At 72.5% G+C, this 17286-nt stretch carries 18 protein-coding genes; 8 read left to right on the top strand and 10 right to left on the bottom strand.

Annotated features, from left to right (window positions below; genetic code table 11):
• Positions 1–44: 44 nt before the first annotated feature.
• Positions 45–692 carry an alpha-ketoglutarate-dependent dioxygenase AlkB gene (locus MNOD_RS02215; RefSeq protein ID WP_015927204.1) on the bottom strand — a complete coding sequence of 216 codons (648 nt, stop codon included), beginning with the start codon at positions 690–692 and terminating at the stop codon, positions 45–47.
• A gap of 82 nt (positions 693–774) precedes the next feature.
• Here MNOD_RS02215 and yddG point away from each other — a divergent pair, with 82 nt between their 5' ends.
• Positions 775–1659 carry an aromatic amino acid exporter YddG gene (yddG, locus tag MNOD_RS02210; RefSeq protein WP_015927203.1) on the top strand — a complete coding sequence of 295 codons (885 nt, stop codon included), beginning with the start codon at positions 775–777 and terminating at the stop codon, positions 1657–1659.
• A 206-nt stretch (positions 1660–1865) separates the two neighbouring features.
• On the opposite strand, the gene MNOD_RS02205 is transcribed toward yddG, so the two are convergent.
• Complete coding sequence (locus MNOD_RS02205; RefSeq protein ID WP_015927202.1) at positions 1866–2312, bottom strand: cupin domain-containing protein; 447 nt, start codon at positions 2310–2312, stop codon at positions 1866–1868.
• Between the two features lie 159 nt (positions 2313–2471).
• On the bottom strand, positions 2472–3239 hold the full coding sequence (gene gloB, locus MNOD_RS02200; protein ID WP_015927201.1) for a hydroxyacylglutathione hydrolase: 768 nt from the start codon (positions 3237–3239) through the stop codon (positions 2472–2474).
• A gap of 206 nt (positions 3240–3445) precedes the next feature.
• Here gloB and MNOD_RS02195 point away from each other — a divergent pair, with 206 nt between their 5' ends.
• The 4 genes from MNOD_RS02195 (at position 3446) to MNOD_RS02180 (ending at position 6493) form a co-directional block, all read left to right on the top strand.
• Complete coding sequence (locus tag MNOD_RS02195; RefSeq protein ID WP_015927200.1) at positions 3446–4186, top strand: class I SAM-dependent methyltransferase; 741 nt, start codon at positions 3446–3448, stop codon at positions 4184–4186.
• Between the two features lie 7 nt (positions 4187–4193).
• On the top strand, positions 4194–4901 hold the full coding sequence (locus MNOD_RS02190; RefSeq protein ID WP_015927199.1) for a MarC family protein: 708 nt from the start codon (positions 4194–4196) through the stop codon (positions 4899–4901).
• Between the two features lie 136 nt (positions 4902–5037).
• A complete protein-coding gene (gene dapB / locus MNOD_RS02185) occupies positions 5038–5835 on the top strand; it encodes a 4-hydroxy-tetrahydrodipicolinate reductase (protein WP_015927198.1) in 798 nt (265 codons plus the stop codon).
• Positions 5836–5866: 31 nt separating this feature from the next.
• Positions 5867–6493, top strand: a complete 627-nt coding sequence (locus MNOD_RS02180; protein WP_015927197.1) for a 2,3-bisphosphoglycerate-dependent phosphoglycerate mutase — start codon at positions 5867–5869, stop codon at positions 6491–6493.
• Between the two features lie 110 nt (positions 6494–6603).
• Here MNOD_RS02180 and MNOD_RS02175 read toward each other — a convergent pair whose 3' ends face one another.
• Entirely contained in the window at positions 6604–7563 is a 960-nt protein-coding gene (locus MNOD_RS02175; RefSeq protein ID WP_015927196.1) for a ring-cleaving dioxygenase, read from the bottom strand.
• Positions 7564–7728: 165 nt separating this feature from the next.
• Here MNOD_RS02175 and MNOD_RS02170 point away from each other — a divergent pair, with 165 nt between their 5' ends.
• The 3 genes from MNOD_RS02170 (at position 7729) to MNOD_RS02160 (ending at position 10140) form a co-directional block, all read left to right on the top strand.
• Positions 7729–8664 (top strand): glycosyl hydrolase, encoded by a 936-nt coding sequence (locus MNOD_RS02170; RefSeq protein WP_015927195.1) that lies wholly within the window; start codon positions 7729–7731, stop codon positions 8662–8664.
• A complete protein-coding gene (locus MNOD_RS02165) occupies positions 8661–9518 on the top strand; it encodes a PIG-L deacetylase family protein (protein WP_015927194.1) in 858 nt (285 codons plus the stop codon). Before MNOD_RS02170 ends, MNOD_RS02165 begins: the two co-directional genes overlap by 4 nt.
• 445 nt (positions 9519–9963) lie before the next feature.
• The gene (locus tag MNOD_RS02160) at positions 9964–10140 is read left to right on the top strand and encodes a metallothionein (protein WP_015927193.1); all 177 of its coding nucleotides are present in this window, start codon (positions 9964–9966) and stop codon (positions 10138–10140) included.
• Positions 10141–10281: 141 nt separating this feature from the next.
• Here MNOD_RS02160 and MNOD_RS02155 read toward each other — a convergent pair whose 3' ends face one another.
• The 6 genes from MNOD_RS02155 to MNOD_RS02130 form a co-directional block, all read right to left on the bottom strand.
• Positions 10282–11304: a UDP-glucuronic acid decarboxylase family protein gene (locus tag MNOD_RS02155; RefSeq protein WP_015927192.1), complete on the bottom strand. Its 1023-nt coding sequence runs from the start codon at positions 11302–11304 to the stop codon at positions 10282–10284.
• Positions 11305–11362: 58 nt separating this feature from the next.
• Positions 11363–12511, bottom strand: coding sequence for a CgeB family protein (locus tag MNOD_RS02150; protein ID WP_015927191.1), 1149 nt, complete (start codon positions 12509–12511; stop codon positions 11363–11365).
• Positions 12508–13605 (bottom strand): CgeB family protein, encoded by a 1098-nt coding sequence (locus MNOD_RS02145; protein WP_015927190.1) that lies wholly within the window; start codon positions 13603–13605, stop codon positions 12508–12510. Before MNOD_RS02145 ends, MNOD_RS02150 begins: the two co-directional genes overlap by 4 nt.
• 85 nt (positions 13606–13690) lie before the next feature.
• Positions 13691–14803 carry a CgeB family protein gene (locus tag MNOD_RS02140; protein WP_015927189.1) on the bottom strand — a complete coding sequence of 371 codons (1113 nt, stop codon included), beginning with the start codon at positions 14801–14803 and terminating at the stop codon, positions 13691–13693.
• Positions 14800–15960, bottom strand: coding sequence for a glycosyltransferase family 4 protein (locus tag MNOD_RS02135; RefSeq protein ID WP_015927188.1), 1161 nt, complete (start codon positions 15958–15960; stop codon positions 14800–14802). Before MNOD_RS02135 ends, MNOD_RS02140 begins: the two co-directional genes overlap by 4 nt.
• On the bottom strand, positions 15945–17243 hold the full coding sequence (locus MNOD_RS02130) for a TIGR04295 family B12-binding domain-containing radical SAM protein (protein ID WP_015927187.1): 1299 nt from the start codon (positions 17241–17243) through the stop codon (positions 15945–15947). The genes MNOD_RS02135 and MNOD_RS02130 overlap by 16 nt, the downstream gene beginning before the upstream one ends.
• Positions 17244–17286 lie beyond the last annotated feature (43 nt).

Genomic DNA, 17286 nt, shown 5'->3' with positions numbered 1-17286 from the left:
GGCCGGATCATGCCGGCGATGGGTCGGCCCCTCGCCGGCCGCTGTCAAGCGGGGCGGGCAGCGGACACACGTCGCAGGGTGAGGTTGAGGCGACCGCCCGGCGGCACGGCCTGCGGGAGCAGCGGGGCGGCGAGGAGATCGGGGGGTTCCGCGACGATCCGGTCGATGCCGTGAAAGATCAGGCGCGAGGCCCCGCCGATCACCAGCGCGTCGCCGCCGCGCAGGCGGATCGAGCGCGTGGGATCGCCGCGGCGCAGGCCGCCGTAGCGGAAGATTGCCGTTGCCCCGAGCGAGAGGGACAGGACGGGGGCCGCGAACTCGGCCTCGTCCCGGTCCTGGTGCAGGCCCATGCGGGATCCGGGTGCGTAGAGATTGACCAGGCAGGCCTCGGGCGGGTGCGGGAAGCCGACGAGGTCGTCCCAGGCGGCGAGGAGTGCGGCCGGGATCGGCGGCCAGGGGCGGCCGGTCTCGGGATGATGCGGCTGATAGCGGTAGCCGGCCCGGTCGGAGACCCAGCCGAGGGGGCCGCAATTGGTCATCTGCACCGAGAAGGGCTTGGCCGTCCGCGGCATGGTCGGCGTGAAGGGGGGCGCCTCGTCGATCACGCGGGCGAGCTCGGCCGCGAGCGCGGCCTGCGCGGCGGGGCCGAGATAGCCCGGATGCTGGACGAGGCCCGGAGCGAGTTCGATCAGGGGCGGTCTCCCGATGGGCGGATCCGTCCCCTCTACCCGATTCCGGATGAGCCGGCGCTGCTCCCTGTGGTAAGGCCCTGCCATGACCGTCCGCACCGCCACCCTGACCGGATCCGGGGCGATCCTGCTCTGGTCGCTCCTCGCGCTCTTCACCGCGGCCTCCGGCGCCGTGCCCCCTTTCCAGCTCGCCGCGATGACCTTCCTGATCGGCGGTCTCCTCGGCTGCGCGAGCTGGATCGTGCGGCCCTCCGGGGTTGCGGCCCTGCGCCAGAAGCCTGCGGTCTGGGCCCTGGGGCTCGCGGGTCTGTTCGGCTACCACGCCCTCTACTTCGCGGCCCTGCGCCTTGCGCCGCCCGCGGAGGCCGGGCTCATCAGCTATCTGTGGCCGCTCCTGATCGTGCTGTTCTCGGCCCTGCTGCCGGGGGAGGGGGGCCTGCGCGCGCCGCATCTCGTCGGCGCGCTTCTCGGGCTCTCCGGCGTCGTGACGCTTTTCCTCGGCCGCGGCACGCTCAGCTTCGAGGCCGCCGCCCTGCCGGGCTACCTCGCGGCGCTCGCCTGCGCCTTCCTGTGGTCGGGCTACTCGGTGCTGTCGCGGCGGGTGGGCGCGGTGCCGACCGACGCGGTGGCGGGCTTCTGCCTCGCCACCGCCGCCCTGAGCCTCCTCTGCCATCTCGCCTTCGAGACCACAATCTGGCCCGCGACGGTCAGCGAATGGGCGGCGGTGGCGGCGCTCGGCCTCGGCCCGGTCGGTGCGGCCTTCTATCTCTGGGATATCGGCGTGAAGCGCGGCGATATCCGGCTCCTCGGCGTCGGCTCCTACGCCGCACCGGTGCTCTCGACCCTGATCCTGGTGGCCGCCGGCTACGCGCCCGCAACGCTCTCGCTGGCCCTCGCCTGCGGGCTCATCGTGGCGGGGGCCCTGGTGGCGACGCGGGCGGGCGCAGAGAAGCGCGAGCGTGTGGCGTAGAGCATTTTCCGACGGAGTGGACGCCGGTTCGTCGCAGACAATGCGGCACAATCAAAAACCGAGAGCAGGATCCGTTCACGGTGGAACGGATCCTGCTCTAGAGCCGTGCCCGTTTCGGTTGAAACGGGCACGGCTCTCAAGTCTTTGATTTTTCGCGCTCCCTTACGCCGAACCGGCATCCACTTCGGCGGGGAGCGCTCTAGGCGTCAGCCCCGCGGCATCGGCCGCCAGTTCGGCGGTGCGAGTTCGAAGCCCTCGAAGCGAAAGCCGGGCGCCACCGTGCAGCTCACGAGCGTCCAGGCGCCGAGGCTGGTCGCCGTCTGCCAATGGCCGGCCGGGACGACGATCTGGGGCCGCTGGCCGCGGGCGAGGTCCGGGCCGAGATGCCGGGCCTCGGCGTCGTGGCCGTTCGGGCTGACGGTCAGGACGAGGGGCGCGCCCGCGTGCCAGAGCCAGATCTCGGCCGCATCGACCCGGTGCCACTCCGAGGTCTCCCCGACATCGAGCAGGTAGTAGATCGCCGTCGAGGCCGCGCGGCCATCGATCTCCCGCGGATCGCGAAAAGTCTCGCGAAAATGCCCGCCCTCCGGATGCGGCTTCAGGTCGAGGAGGCGCACCACCTCGGCGGCGGTGAGGCTGGGGGAGGAGGTCACGTCACGGGATCCTTGAGGGAGGCGGAAGCGGGCACGAGCCCGCCGTGATCATGCACCACCCACCCCGCGAGGGGCGGGCGCACCGGCACGTCGAACCGGAACCGGCCCTCGGCACCGACGGATGCGCGCGCCTCCGAGGCCGGAGCGAGGGCGCGCGCATCAGAAGCGGTTCTTCCATTCGCGCAGGGCTGCGAACACCGCGGCCGGATCGGAGCCCGGAGCCATGTCCACCGAGCGCGCGAGCGCCGGCTCCCCGGCGCGCAGGAACGGATTCGTCGCCTTCTCCTCGCCGAGGGTCGTCGGGATGAGGAAGCGCCCGTCGCGCTTCACCCGCTCGGCGAGCTCGGCCCGGGCCTTGAGGTTGCTGTTGTCCGGATCGGCCGCGAGGGCGAAGCGGGCATTCGAGAGCACGTAGTCGTGGCCGGAATAGATCGCGGTCTCGTCCGGCAGGGCGAGGAAGCGGCTGAGCGAGCGCCACAGCACCTCGGGTGGGCTCTCCATCACGCGGCCGCAGCCGAGGGTGAACAGGGTGTCCCCCGCGAAGGCGAGGCGCTCGCGCTCGAACCAGTAGGTGACGTGATCGGCGCAGTGGCCCGGCGTCTCCCAGACCGTCCCGACGAGGGAGCCGACCTTGACCACGTCCCCCTCGCGCACCGTGGCGTCGACCTCCGGCACGGCATCCCCCGCCTTGGCCGGCGCGGTGACGCGGGCGCCCGTGCGGGCCTTCACCTCCGGGATGCCCTCCACGTGGTCGAAGTGCCGGTGGGTGACGAGGATGTCGGTGAGCCTCCAGCCGGTCTCCTTCAGGGCACGCAGGACCGCGCCCGCCTCCGGCACGTCGATGGCCGCGCAGGCGCTGGTGACGGGGTCGTGCAGCAGCACCCCGATATTGTCGCTTCGGCACAGGAAGGTGCGGATCTCGGGCATCGTCGTCTCCCCTCGGGTCGGGGACAAGATAGGGCGGGGCGCCGCCGCCGGGGATCCGGCACGGGGTATTGCGGGGAGGCTCGGGGTTGGTTTTTCTCCCCGCCTTGCCGTGCGGCCCGACAGCGCCCATTGATGACCCGGACGCGACAGGGCGGGGTCGGACCTCCGGCCCCCCTTCGTCGCGTCGCGCGAGCATCCAGTCTTCAATGAGCGTCGACGTCACCGATCTTCGCGCCTTCTACAGCGGGCCTCTCGGCGCCGTGACGCAGCGCCTTGTCGGCCGCACGGTGCACCGGTTCCTCGGCTCCGTCGCCGGCCTGCGGGTGCTCGGCCTCGGCTACGCGGTGCCGTATCTCGGGCCGGTGCGGCACGCAGCGGAGCGCACGCTCGCCTTCATGCCAGCCATGCAGGGGGTGGTGAACTGGCCGGCCACCGGTCGCTCGGCCTCGGCCCTGGTCGATCCGACCATGATGCCCCTGCCGGAGGCGGCGGTGGACCGGGTGATCCTGGTGCATGCCATCGAGGCAGTGGAGAGCCCCGCCGAGTTGCTGCAGGAGGTCTGGCGCGTGCTCACCCCGGGCGGACGGCTGGTGCTGGTGGTGCCCAACCGCCGCGGCCTCTGGGCGCGGCGCGACGCCACGCCCTTCGGGCACGGTCAGCCCTACAGCCGCTCGCAGCTCGGCCGGCTGATGCGCGAGACGCTGTTCTCGCCCGAGGGCTGGGCCGAGACGCTCTACGTGCCGCCCGTCGAGGGCTGGATCACGCTGCGCACCGCGAGCGCCTGGGAGAGGGTCGGCACCAGCCTGTCGCTGCCCTTCGCCGGCCTGCACGTGGTCGACGCGATCAAGCAGCTCCACCGGCCGGTGACCGTGCAGGCCCGCCGCGCGGCGCGGCTGCGCGCCCCCGTGCTGGTGCCGGCGCCCGCGCCGGTGCCGGGAGGCGTCTGAGCGCCCCATGCCCGCCATCGAATCCGCCCTGCAGAGCTTCCTGCTCGCGCTTCCCGCCCTGTTCTCGATCATCAACCCGCTCGGAGGGGCGCTGATCTTCGCCGAGGTCACGGGCCGCCGCACCCATGAGGAACGGGTGCTGCTCGCGCGCCGCATCGGCATCTACGCGGCGGCGGTGATGCTGGTCTCGCTCTGGCTGGGCGCCACGCTCCTCAGCTTCTTCGGCATCTCGCTCGCGGCGCTTCGCATCGCGGGCGGGCTCGTGGTGGCGGCCCAGGCCTGGCGGCTGCTCGCCGTGCCGGAGGAGCGCGAGGCCCGCAAGGCGGCCGACGCCGCGTCCGCCAAGACGCGCGACCGGGAAGTGGGCGTGGAATCCGGCGGGCTCGACGAGATCGCCTTCTTCCCGCTGACCCTGCCCTTCACGACGGGGCCCGGCACGATCTCGGTCATCATCGCGCTCGCGGCGAGCCGGCCGGAGGCGGGCGCGGCCCGCTGGGGCTTCCTGCTCGGCGCCACGCTGGCGGTGCTGGTGATCGCGGCCTCGGTGCGCATCGCCTATGCGTCGGCCGACCGGGTGGTGAAGCGCATCGGCCATGCCCGGGCCCGGGTGCTCGGGCGCCTCTCGGCCTTCCTGCTCCTCTGCATCGGCACCCAGATCACCCTCACGGGGGTGAGCGATGTGCTCGAACCCCTGCTCGCGGCCCGGGGGCGCTGAGCCCTCGGACTGCATCTGTCCGAACGGAGAGCCGGACTCCACCTGTCCTGGACGGGTCGGGGCGCCTTGGCAGGAGAGGCCCCGCCCTGTAGACCCCGCACGCGGCCCGGTTGCGCCGCAGCAAGGAGCGGACGCCATGCGTCTCGTGGTGGTGGGCGCCTCCGGGCGCATGGGCCGGATGCTGATCCAGACGGTCGTCGGCACTGAGGGTTGCACATTGGCGGGGGCGGTTGCGCGTGAGGGCTCGGCCGCGATCGGCGAGGATGCGGGCGTGCTCGCCGGCCTGCCGCCGCTCGGCCTTGCCGTCACGGACGACCCGCTGCGGGCTTTCGCGGAGGCCGACGGCGTCCTCGATTTCACGGCGCCGGCCACCACGGTTTTTTACGCCGAACTCGCCGCGCAGGCCCGCCTCGTCCACGTGGTCGGCACGACCGGCCTCTCCGCGGACGACCTGAAGAAGCTCGACGCCGCCTCCCGCCACGCGCGCATCGTGCGTTCGGGCAACATGTCCCTCGGGGTCAACCTGCTGGCGGGCCTCGTGCGGAAGGTGGCGGCGACGCTCGGCGAGGAGTTCGACATCGAGATCCTGGAGATGCATCACCGCCACAAGGTCGATGCGCCCTCCGGCACGGCGCTCCTCCTCGGGAAGGCGGCGGCCGAGGGACGGGCCGTGGCGCTCGCCGAGCGCAAGGTGGCTGTGCGCGACGGCCATACGGGCGCCCGCGTCCCCGGCACGATCGGCTTTGCGACCCTGCGCGGCGGCAGCGTGGTCGGCGAGCACAGCGTGATCTTCGCCGGGGCCGGCGAGCGGATCGAGCTCACCCACCGGGCCGAGGATCGCGGGATCTTCGCGCGCGGGGCGGTCAGGGCCGCGCTGTGGGCCTTCCCGCAGAAGCCCGGCCTCTACGACATGGACGACGTCCTGGGACTCTGATCCCCGGCATCACGGAGCGGCTTGAAAGACCATGGAGCGCCTTCTCGTCCTCGCGCGGCACGGCCAGAGCGAGTGGAACCTGAAAAATCTCTTCACCGGCTGGCGCGATCCGGACCTCACCGAAATCGGCGTCGCCGAGGCGCGGGCGGCGGGCCGGCGGCTGAAGGCGAAGGGCATCCGGTTCGACGTCGCCTTCACCTCGGCCCTGACCCGGGCCCAGCGCACGGCCGAGCTGATCCTGGAGGAGCTCGGCCAGCCGGACCTGCCGACCATCGCCGACGCGGCGCTGAACGAGCGCGATTACGGCGACCTCTCGGGCCTCAACAAGGACGACGCCCGTGAGCGCTGGGGCAAGGAGCAGGTCCATGTCTGGCGCCGCTCCTACGACGTGCCCCCGCCCGGCGGCGAGAGCCTGAAGGACACGGTCGCCCGCGTGCTGCCCTACACGATGCGCGAGATACTGCCGCGCGTGATGCGCGGCGAGCGGGTGCTGGTGGCGGCCCACGGCAACTCCCTGCGTGCCCTCGTCATGGTGCTCGACGGGCTCACCACCGAGACGATCCCGGGCCTGGAGCTGTGGACCGGCGTGCCGCTGGTCTACCATCTGAAGGCCGACACCACGGTCGAGAGCAAGGAAGTCCTCGACAAGGACGTGTAGGGCGGGGCGCCGCTTTTCATACGGCTTCCGGTTGATCTGTTCGGAGACAAGAGGGCGCGGGATCCCCTCTCCCGAGTGGGAGAGGGGATCCCGCATCTGCTCCTTCACGCTTACAGCGGCTTCAGCCCCGCCTCGATCTGCGCCCGGCGCGGCTCCAGGAAGGGCGGGAGCGCGAGGCGCTCGCCGAGCCTGTCCAGGGGCTCGTCCGTCGCGAAGCCCGGGCCGTCGGTCGCGATCTCGAACAGGATCCCGTTCGGCTCCCGGAAGTAGAGGCTGCGGAAGTAGTAGCGGTCGACCGGGCCGCTCGACGGCACCCGCAGGGTCCGCAGCCGGTCGGCCCAGGCCTCGTACGCCGCATCGGGGATGCGGAAGGCCACGTGATGGACGCCGCCGGCCCCGGGCCGGGCCGGGCCGAGATCGGGCTCGGCCACCACGTGCAGCTCCGCCGCCGGGCCGCCCGCCCCCATCGCGTAGACCCGCACCGGCCGCTCCGCCGAGCGCTCGGCCGCCGCGTCGCCGGCCGGGTACTCGCGCATCGGCCGCATCCCGAGCACGCCGGTGAGCACCGCCTCCGTTGCGGCCGGGTCGGCGACGCTGAGCAGGATCGGCCCGAGCCCGCGGATCTGGTGCTCGGCCGGCACCGGGCTGCCGGCCCAGGGATGGGCCTCGCCGGCGCCGCCATCGTCCACGAGGCCGAGCCGCTGGCCCTCCGGATCCTCGAAGTCGAGGGTGAGCCGCCCGTCGCGCTCCACCGGCAGGCGGTGGCTGACCCCCTGGCGGCCGAGATGCTCGCGCCACCACGCGATGGCCTCGGGGCCGGCCACCCGCAGCAGGGTGCGGGCGATGCTGTTCGTGCCGCGCCGCTCGCGCGGGGCCGGCCAGTCGAAGAAGGTCAGGTCCGAGCCCGGCGAGGCGACACCGTCGCCATAGAACAGGTGAAAGGCCGAGACGTCGTCCTGGTTGACGGTCTTCTTCACGAGGCGCTGGCCGAGCACGCGGGTGTAGAAGGCGAAATTGTCGGCGGCCTGCGCCGTGACGGCGGTGAGGTGGTGGATTCCGGTGAGCTGCATCGGGGGATCTCCATCGGTCGGTCACGACGTGCGCGTTCCGCGCCCTTGCCGCCAGGGCCTCACCTGCCAAATCGCCTTTGCGTGCGTGCAAGGCCGTGCCTTGCCCCACCGCTCCCCGGCCGCCATGAGGGGCAGGACGAGCCGTCACACAGCTGAGGAGCCCGCATGATCGAAGCGGCGATGATCTGGAACGAGCCCAACAACAAGTCGCATTGGGATCCCGAGATCGATCCGGGCTGGCACCTCTTCGCCGACACGCTCGCCTGCGCGGCGCAGGCCCTCAAGCAGGAGGCGCCCGCGCTGCCCACCGTGCTGGGCGGCCTCTCGCCCATCGATCCGACCTTCGTGCAGTTCCTCGATTCGAAGCGCGCCCTCGACCATGTCGACGTCGTGGCGGTGCATGGGTTCCCCCTCGACTGGAACCTCTGGCAGATCAACGAGTGGCCGGCCAAGCTCGCCGAGATCCGCGCGGTGACGCCCAAGCCCGTCTGGGTGACGGAGGTGGGCGTGTCGACCTTCGGGGCCGAAGAGGTGCAGGTCTTCGGCCTTGAGCGCACCGCCGCGCTGCTGATCGGCCGCACGCCGCGCATCCACTGGTACAGCCTCTACGACCTGCCGCAGGCCTGGGGCGCCACCACCCGGCACAAGGAGGCGGAGGGCTCCTCCTACTACCGCCACTTCTACATGGGGCTCCTGCGCGAGGACGGGACGCCGAAGCCCGCACTCGAGCAGTTCGGCCGCTACGCCCCCGCGATGGGGCTGTGCCAGTGGTTCCATTTCGAGGACCATCGCCTCGACGACGCTGTCGCCTGGATGCGGCGGCTCGGCGTGCGCTACCTGCGCACCGGCCTCTCCTGGGCCGATTCCTTCCGGCCGAACGCCCTCGACTGGTTCGACCGGCAGATGGAGGCGCTCGCCGAGTTCGACGTCACGGTCACCTTCTGCTTCACGCCCGAACACCGGGGCATCGCGCCCCACCACACCAGCCCGCCCCAGGTGAAGGAGGAATTCGCGGAGTTCTGCACCGCCATGATCCGGCGCTATGCCGGCCAGCTTCGCCCGCGGTCGGACGCCCTCGCGATGCCGGCTTCCCTCGCATGAGCGCCGTCGTCACCGGGCCGCTGGCGCCGACCTCTCCGGAGGCGGAGGCCTTCCTCACGGCGCTGGCGCATCCGGCCCGCGGCCCCGTGAGGGCCGGCCACGCGGCGCTCGTCGTGGCGCATCCCGACGACGAGAGCATCGGCTGCGGCGCGCAGCTGCCGCGGCTCGCCGGCCTCGCGGTCATCCACGTCACCGACGGTGCGCCGCGCAGTGGGCCGGATGCCGCGCGCCACGGTTTCGCGGATCCGACCGCCTACGCGGCCGCCCGTGCCCGGGAACTCGATGCGGCGCTGACGCTCGCGCGCGTGCCGCCCGAGCGGCGCCTCGCCCTCGGCCTGCCGGATCAGGGCGTCGCGGAGGCGCTGGCGGCGCTCGCCCGGCGCCTCGCCGAGATCTTCGCGGCGCGCGGCATCACGCTCGCGCTCACCCATGCCTACGAGGGCGGCCACCCGGACCACGACGCGGTGGCGCTGGCCGTGCAGGGGGCGAAGCGGCTGATGGGCGGAGCCCTCGCGGTGATCGAGATGCCCTATTACCATCGCGGCGCGCAGGGGCCGGAGGCCGGCGCCTTCCTGCCGACACAGCCGCCGCGGCGGGCCATCGCGCTCCACCTCGATCCGGAGGATTGCGCCCTCAAGGCCGACCTGTTCGCCGCGCATGCGACGCAAGCCGCGATCCTCAACCGCCTGCCGATCGCCCTCGAACGGTTCCGCGAGGCGCCGGCCTACCGCTTCGATACCCTGCCGAACGAGGGACGGCTCCTCTACGAGGAGTGGCAGCTGGGGCTGAACGGGGCCCGCTTCCTCGACCTCGCGCGGGCGGCGGAGCGGGAGATCGCCGGACTTTGTCCTTGAATAGAAACTGACCTGAAAACTGACCTGAGTGGAAGCCGCCCCGCTCCTCATGCTGAGGTGGCCGGCGGGAGCCGGCCCTCGAAGCACCCCAGACCGGTGATCCCGGCCAAACTGGTGTTTCGGAGGACCCTTCCGGGGTGCTTCGAGGCTCGCTGCGCGAGCACCTCAGCATGAGGGCCGGTGGGGCTGCCTCATCAGGAAGCGCTCGTTCGGCCGGTTTCATCCGTCAGGGTTAGTGCAGCCGGTGATGAACTGATTCCGGGATGCCTCGCTGTCAGCTGGTTCCGTCTGGGGCGCTCGGAGTCCGTCCGGACGGAGGACCGGTGCCGGAGAACCCGCCGTCATTGGCCCCTCGTCAGGGAGCGGAGGAGCGGCATGCGCGTCCTCTCGACATACGCTAGGTAAAGCTGACAGACTGACGCCGTGAGTCCATCAGGAGGGCACGATGAGTGATCCGGTCAAGGTCGAGATGGTCAAGTGTGCCTGTCAGGATTGCGTCTGCGTCGTTCCGCTCGCCAAGGCGGTGCAGCGCGATGGGCGGGCCTATTGCTGCGACGAATGTGCCGCCGGGCATCCGGACCACGCCGGGTGCGATCACGCCGGCTGCACCTGCCACGGTTGAGCGGGCCGCGCCCGCTCGGCGCCCGTCCCGGCGGTGTGGGGGCCGGTTCGCCGGAGACCAACGCGGGGCGATGAAGCGCCGAGAACCATGGTCCGTTCCGGACGGGACGGACACAGGCCCGCGTCGGTGCTCGCGGGTCCCTCAGACCAGGACCGCCCGGCGCTCCTCCGGCACGACGACGCCTCGCGGGCCGTCCTCGGCCTCGTCGGCGAACCACAGGATCGTGGCCTTGAGCCCCTGGTCCAGCGGGACCTTCGGGGCCCAGCCGAGCAGCTCCTGAGCCCGCGCGATATCCGGCCGGCGGCGGCGCGGGTCGTCGGTCGGGAGCGGCCGGGTCACGATCGCCGAGGGCGAGCCCGTCATCGCGAGCACCCGCTGCACCAGATCCGAGACGGTGAGCTCCACCGGGTTGCCGAGATTGACGGGCGGAACGGCGAAGCCCGGCGCCTCATGCGCCATCAGCCGCACGAGGCCGTCGATCAGGTCGGCCACGTAGCAGAAGGACCGGGTCTGCGAGCCGTCGCCGTAGACCGTGATGTCGTCGCCCGCCAGCGCCTGGCAGACCACGTTCGACACGACCCGGCCGTCATCGGCCCGCATGCGCGGCCCGTAGGTGTTGAAGATGCGCGCCACCCGCACCGCGACGCGGCCGGCCCGGGCATAGTCGTAGCACAGCGTCTCGGCCGCCCGCTTGCCCTCGTCGTAGCAGGCGCGCGGCCCGGTCGGATTGACATGGCCCCAATAGGCTTCGGCTTGGGGATGCACCTCCGGATCGCCGTAGATCTCCGAGGTCGAGGCCTGCAGCAAGCTCGCGCCCGCGGCTTCCGCCAGCATCAGCAGGTGGCGCGCGCCGAGCACGCTGGTGAGGAGCGTGTGCTCCGGATCGGCCTGGTAATGCGGCGGAGAGGCCGCGCAGGCGAGATTGTAGATGCGCTCGAAAGGGCGGCGGCGCAGGGAGGCGGGCAGGGGCCGCACGACGTCGTGCTCGATGAGCTCGAAGCGCGGCTCGCGTTCGAGGTGGCGCAGGTTGCGGCGGCGTCCGGTGAGGAAGTTGTCGAGGCAGATCACCCGGTCACCCCGGGCCAGCAGCGCCTCGCAGAGGTGGGAACCCAGGAACCCCGCGCCGCCGGCGACGAGAACGGTCGGGCTCTTGCGATTCGTCATGGGGCCTCCTCTGCCGTGTGCCTCGCCGGGAAGGCCACGCCTCCGGGCGGAAAGGTACTTACCTTCGCTCCCCAACGCGCTCGCTGAAGCCGAGTTTCCATACATGCTGTGGGTATTTCTGCGCGGCCCTGGCGCGGGCCTCGCCGAGCGCCGCTTCGAGTTCCGTCGCCCGATGCGCGGCACTGTGGGCGGCGAGCACGCGGCGGCGGGCCGCCCGCGCGAGGGCCGCACGGTCGGGTTCGGGGGTCTCGGTCAGGGCACGCAGCACCGCCTCCGGGCCGTCCGCCGCCACGATCTCGCGCCCCGGCGTCAGGATCGTGTCGAGGCCGGGCCAGGCATCCGACAGGATCGGCGTGCCGCAGGCGGCGGCCTCGAACAGGCGGACGCTCGGGCTGTAGCCCGCTTCCCGCATGTCGGCGCGGGTGACGTTGAGGGTCCAGCGGCTCGCCGCGTAGAAGGCCGGATGATCGGCGGGACCGACATGCTCGCGCCGCTCCACATTGGCCGGCCAGGCGATGTCGGCGGGGTATTGCGGCCCGGCGACCACGAAGCGCAGGTGGGGCGCCCGCCGGGCGGGCTCGATCAGCAGCCGCTCCAGGGTCGGCTGCCGGTCCGGGCTGTAGGTGCCGAGATACGAGAGATCATAGGAAGGCTTGGCGCCGCCCGGGGTGTAATGCGCCGGGTCGACGGAGCAGTAGAGCGCTCGCGCGAGCGGTGAGCCGTGCTCCCGCTCCAGGCGCGCCAGCACCGGCCCGCCCGTGAAGGAGAGATAGAGGTCGTAGGCGCGGATCAGGTCGGGGGTGAGGTATTCGTGGTCGCCGCGGGCGAGCTTGGCGAGGGTGACGGGCGTGTCGATGTCGTAGAAGGCCGCGACGCCGCCGGCTTCGCGCATCGCCGCGATGGCCCAGCGGCCGACCGCGACGCCGTCCGGCACGTAGGAGCCGACGATCGCCGCATCCGCCCGCAGGAGCCGCGGGCGCAGGTCCTTGAGGGAAGCGAGGTCGGGATAGAGGATCAGCTCGCAGTAATCCGGATCGGCGAGGTCGCGATGCGCCGCGTACCAGGGCACGTCCCGTTCCAGGAAGGTCACCCGGTGGCCCCGCGCCGCGAAGGCCTTCAGCAGCGCCCGGTAGGTGGTGGCATGGCCGTTGCCCCAGGACGAGGACAGGCTGAGGCCCAGAACCACGAGATCGAGGGGCCGGCTCACGCGACGCTCCTCGCGCGCCTCGAAGCGAGCGCCGCCCGCAGGATGGCGTCGACCTCAGCGCCGCGCCGCGCATAGGTGTGCTCCGCGAGGATGCGCCGGCGGCCCGCCGCGCCGATGGAGGCGGCGCGCTGCGGGGTCAATGCGGCGACGTGCTCGGCCACGTCCGCGCCGTCGCGGGCGACCAGCACCTCCTCGTCGGCCTTGAGGAACATGTCGAGGCCGACCCAGGCGTCGGTGATGAGGCAGGCCCCGGCGCCCGCGGCCTCGAACACCCGGGTGGCCGGCGACCAGCCCGTCGCCGCCATCGAGTCCCGGGCGATGTTCAGCACCGCCCGGGGCGTCACGTTGAAGGCGTTGTGGTCGCGGGTCGAGACGTGGCCGATGTGGCGGACATTGGCAGGCAGCGCCCGCGAATCCCAGCCGTTGCCGCCGATCAGGAAGGCCCGGTCCGGCAGGCGCTCGGCGGGCCGCAGGAAGAACTCGTCGACCCGGGCCTCCCGGTCCGGCAGGCGGTTGCCGAGGAAGGAGAGATCGGCGGCGAAGCGCGGGTCCGCCGGCACGGGATGGTGGGTGTCCGGGTCGAGGGCGTTGTAGACCGGGACGCAGCGGCGCGCGCCGAACTCCTCGTAGGCCTCCACCACCGGCGGCCCGCCGCCATAGGTCAGGACGAGGTCGAGGGCGGGGAGGGTGCGGCGCAGCGGATGATCGGGCGCGGTCCGCAGCTCGGCCAGGGTTGCGGGGGCATCGACGTCCCAGAACAGCCGCACGGCATCGGGCCGGGCCGCCGCGGTCACGCCCGCGAGCAGCAGGTCGTCGAACACGCCGACGCCGGAGGCCTTCACCACCACGTCCGCCCGGGCGGCCTGCGCAATCACCGCCCGCGCGGCCTCCTCGGTCGCCGGATAGACCGTGACGGAGGCCCAGTCCGGCGGGTCGATGTCCCGGTGCCGCTGCCGGTCGAAGGCGTCGGGCTCGTAGAAGGTCGTCCGCCAGCCCCGCCGCGCGAGGTCGCGGATCAGGCCGCGGTAGTAGGTGGCCGCACCGTTCCAGTAGGAGGAGAGGAGGCTGGAGCCGTAGAAGGCGATGGTGCTCATCGGGCCGGCGCCCCCGCGGCAGGAGGGGGCACGGGAGAGGGGGAGTTCGGCCTGCGCATGATCCTCGGTTCCACCAACTCCCTCCTCATCCGGCTGCCTTCAGGCTTAGTGGTCCCGCGAGACGCTCCGCCACCGCCATGAGTTCCGCGGCCCGGTGGGCGCAGGTATGGCGGGCGCGAATCGTCGCGAGGCCGTGAGCGGCGATCTCCGCGCGAAGCGCAGGATCGTCGCGCAGGGCCCGCAGATGCCGGCCCATCGCGGCCTCGTCCCCGGCCATCAGGAAGTCGCGGCCGGGCGTGAACAGGCCCTCGCTGTCGCGCCAGGGCGCCGAGACGAGAGGGATGCCGCAGGCCAGCGCCTCGAACACCCGGATCGTCGGGATGCCGGGCAGCGCCTCGACGTAGAAGCGCCGCGGCACATGGATCGTGGCGAGATGCCGGGCGAAGACCTCCGGCGCGCGGGCATTCGGCAGCCAGCCGCGATAGCGGGCGCCATAGCGGTCGAGGGCGGCGCGGGCCTCGTCGGGATAGCGCACGCCCCAGACGTCGAGGGACAGGCCGGCATCGCGGGCCGGGCGGAACAGGAAGGATTCGAGCTCGGCGCTGCGCTCGCCGTCGCCCCAGTTGCCGATCCAGACCAGGCCGGCGCGGCCCGTCTCCTGCGCCGGCGGGCGGAACAGCCTGGTGTCGGCGGCCTCGTGCCAGACGAAGACGCAGCTGCCCCAGCCCCAGCCGCGATAGACGGCGGCCAGCGTCTCCCCGAAGGCCAGCACGCCGTCATAGCCCGAGAGGTCGTAGGCCCGCATGGCGGCGGGCTCGCTCACCGCCCGATGATGCGTGTCGTGGAACAGGAGCGTGAAGCGTCCGCCCGCCTTGCGGAGCGCGCCGATGCGGGCGACGAGGGCCGGCTCGTTCCACTCGTGGACGAGGACGAGATCCGCCCCGTCGAGGGCCTCCGCCGGGTCGAAGCCCGGTGGGTCGATCCGCGAGGACAGCTCCGGATAGGGCCCGAGCGAGGCGGCCGCGCCGGCCTCGCCGTGATCGGCGACGAGATTGGCGAGGCTCCAGGCGCCCGCGGGCTCGTGCACCGCTACGTCGTGGCCGAGCGCGATCAACTCGCGCAGGGTGCCGCGCAGAAAATGCGCGTTGCCATGGTTCCAGCACGAGCGCAGGGAATGCGTGAAGACGACGATCCTCACGCGGGCGCTCCGGCGCGCCGGGGCGTCTCGCCGAGCACGGCCTGATAGGCGGCGAGCACGCCCGCCCCCATCGCCTCGACCGTGAGGGCGTCCGCCCGCACCTTCGCCTCGGCGCCGAGCCGGGCGCGGATTGCCGGATCTCCCGCCACGAGTTCGATCGCGGCGGCAAAGCCCGCATCGTCGTCCGGATCGATGAAGATCGCGGCGTCGTCCCAGAGCTCGCGGAAGGTCGGGATATCCGAGAGGACGAGGGCGCAGGCCGCGCTCGCGGCCTCCAGCACGCCGAGGCCGAAGGGCTCGTAGCGGGCCGCCGAGACGTAGATCGGCGCGCCCGCAAGCCAGCGCGCCATGTCCTGATCGGTCAGCCGCCCGAGGCAGCGCAGATGCCGGGGGGCGAAGCAGGCGGCGTTGGGGCCGTCGAGCGGACCGGCGGCCAGAAAGGGGCGCGGGGCGAGGCGGGCCGCGACCCGGTCGAGGGTCGCGGCGTTCTTGCCCTCGTCCCAGAGGCGGCCGGCCGTGAAGGCGAAGGGCGAGGCGGCGGCACCGCGCGGCGTGCGGTGGCCGCGCTCGGCCGGGCTGCGACGGCCGTTCGGCACGACCCAGGGCAGGGCCGGGAGCGCGTAGGTGGCGGCGGTCGCCTCCGCGAAGGCGCGGGTAGGGCTCAGCACCGCGGCGGCCCGTCGGTAGCCCTCGCCGGCAAGGGCGGCCCGCCAGGCGAGGTCGGGCGGCAGCGGCCCGCCGCGCATGGAAGCCCACCAAGTGGCGACGCAGGAATGCGCCACCGCCACAATCGGAACCGGGAACAGCGCGATGGCCGCGAGCGCCGGGCTGTTGAGATGGACGAGATCGGCGCCGGCCCGCTCGGCCTCGCGGGCGACCCGCCAGGCGGCGGTCTCGACCTCGCTGCGGGTGAGCGCCGTCCAGTCGAGGGGCACGTCCATCACCCGCAGGTCGAGCCCCCGGATGGCACGCGCGGCGCGCAGCTGGTCGACGCTCGGCTCAGGCCCCAGCACCGCGAGGGTGATGCCGAGGCCGCGGCGCTCGAGGTCGAGGCAGAGGTCGAGGGCGTATTGCCAGACGCCGCCGACCGCATCCGCGGTCATGAACAGGTTGAGGGAGGGAGCGCGCGGGCGCGCGGCGGTCAGGCCGGGCAGCATGCGGATTCCAGTTCGGTCAACGGGGCCGGCCGCTCGTCCTGGATGTCGCTGAAGCGGTCGAACTCGGCGAGGTAATGGGCATGCGCCCGCTCCCAGGCGCGGCCGTCCGGCTCGCCCCAGAGGCGGCGGTAATCCGGCGAGGAGGGGTAGGGATAGAGGGGTACCGGGTCGTTGGCCCAGACGCCGGCGGCCTGCAGGCGCTCGCGCCACGCCGCCACCAGGGCGGGGTCGTCGCCCGCGACCTTGATCAGGTTCGCCTGCACGAAGGGCACCGAGCGCCGGGCGTGGATCAGGCGCTCGGCGAGGTCGTCCGTCGACACGCGGCAGTTCTTGTCGAGCAGGGCCCGGCCCTCCTCGGTCAGGCTCTCCACCCCCGCCTCGATGGAGACGCAGCCCGCCGCGCCCAGGAGGTCGAGCATGTCGGGCTTCCACAGGTCGATGCGGGTCTGCACCCCGAACGACACCGCTCGGCCGACGAGCGCTTCGAGGAGCGGCTTCTGCGGCAGGAAGATCTCGTCGATGAAGTAGAGGTAGGTCACGCCCTGCGCGATCAGGCGGTCGATCTCCTCCAGGATGATGGTGAGGTCGCGGCGCCGGTACTTGTCGCGGAAATCGATCTTGGCGCAGAAGGTGCAGGTATAGGGGCAGCCCCGCGACGCCTCCACTTCCGCACCCGGCCCGTCCGGCGCGCGGTCGAAGCGGTGGTGATGATGATGGTGGCGGGCGATCCACGCCTCCGGCCAGGAGAGGGCCGGGAGATCGGCGAAGCGCGCCGCGGCCGGTCCGCCCGTGACGGTGATCTCCAGGCCGTCCCGGTAGGCCAGGGCGGGCACGCGATCCGGCCGCTCCAGGCCGCCCGAGGCCAAAGCCGCGACGACCTCCTCGCATTCGCCCCGGACCACGAAGTCGCAGCCGAGCTTGGTGAGCGCCGTCTCGGGCGTCACCGAGCCGTGCGGGCCGACCACGACGGTCCTGCCCCCGCGCTCCCCGAGCGCGTCGAGGAAGGCCCGCGGAACCCGCAGCTCCGGCTGCGCGCAGCGCCAGAACAGGTAGGTCGGCGCCGTCGTCACCACGGTCATGGCGGGGCGGAAATCCGCCACGCGGTCCGCCAGCTCCTCGAGCGAGAGCCCGTCCAGGGCTCCGTCGAGCATCAGCACATCATGCCCGGCCGCTTCCAACAGCACCTTGCAGGCCCCGAGCTCGATCGGCAGGTGGGGTTCCCGGCAGCCGAAATAGATGCTCTGCGTGAAGGTCCAGGTCGGATTAACGAGGGATATTCTCACCGATGGAGGTCCTGACGCCTGGGGAATACTGGGGTGACGATCT

This window comes from Methylobacterium nodulans ORS 2060, from assembly GCF_000022085.1.
GTDB classification, from domain to species: domain Bacteria; phylum Pseudomonadota; class Alphaproteobacteria; order Rhizobiales; family Beijerinckiaceae; genus Methylobacterium; species Methylobacterium nodulans.
This window is presented reverse-complemented; position numbering and strand designations above follow the sequence as displayed.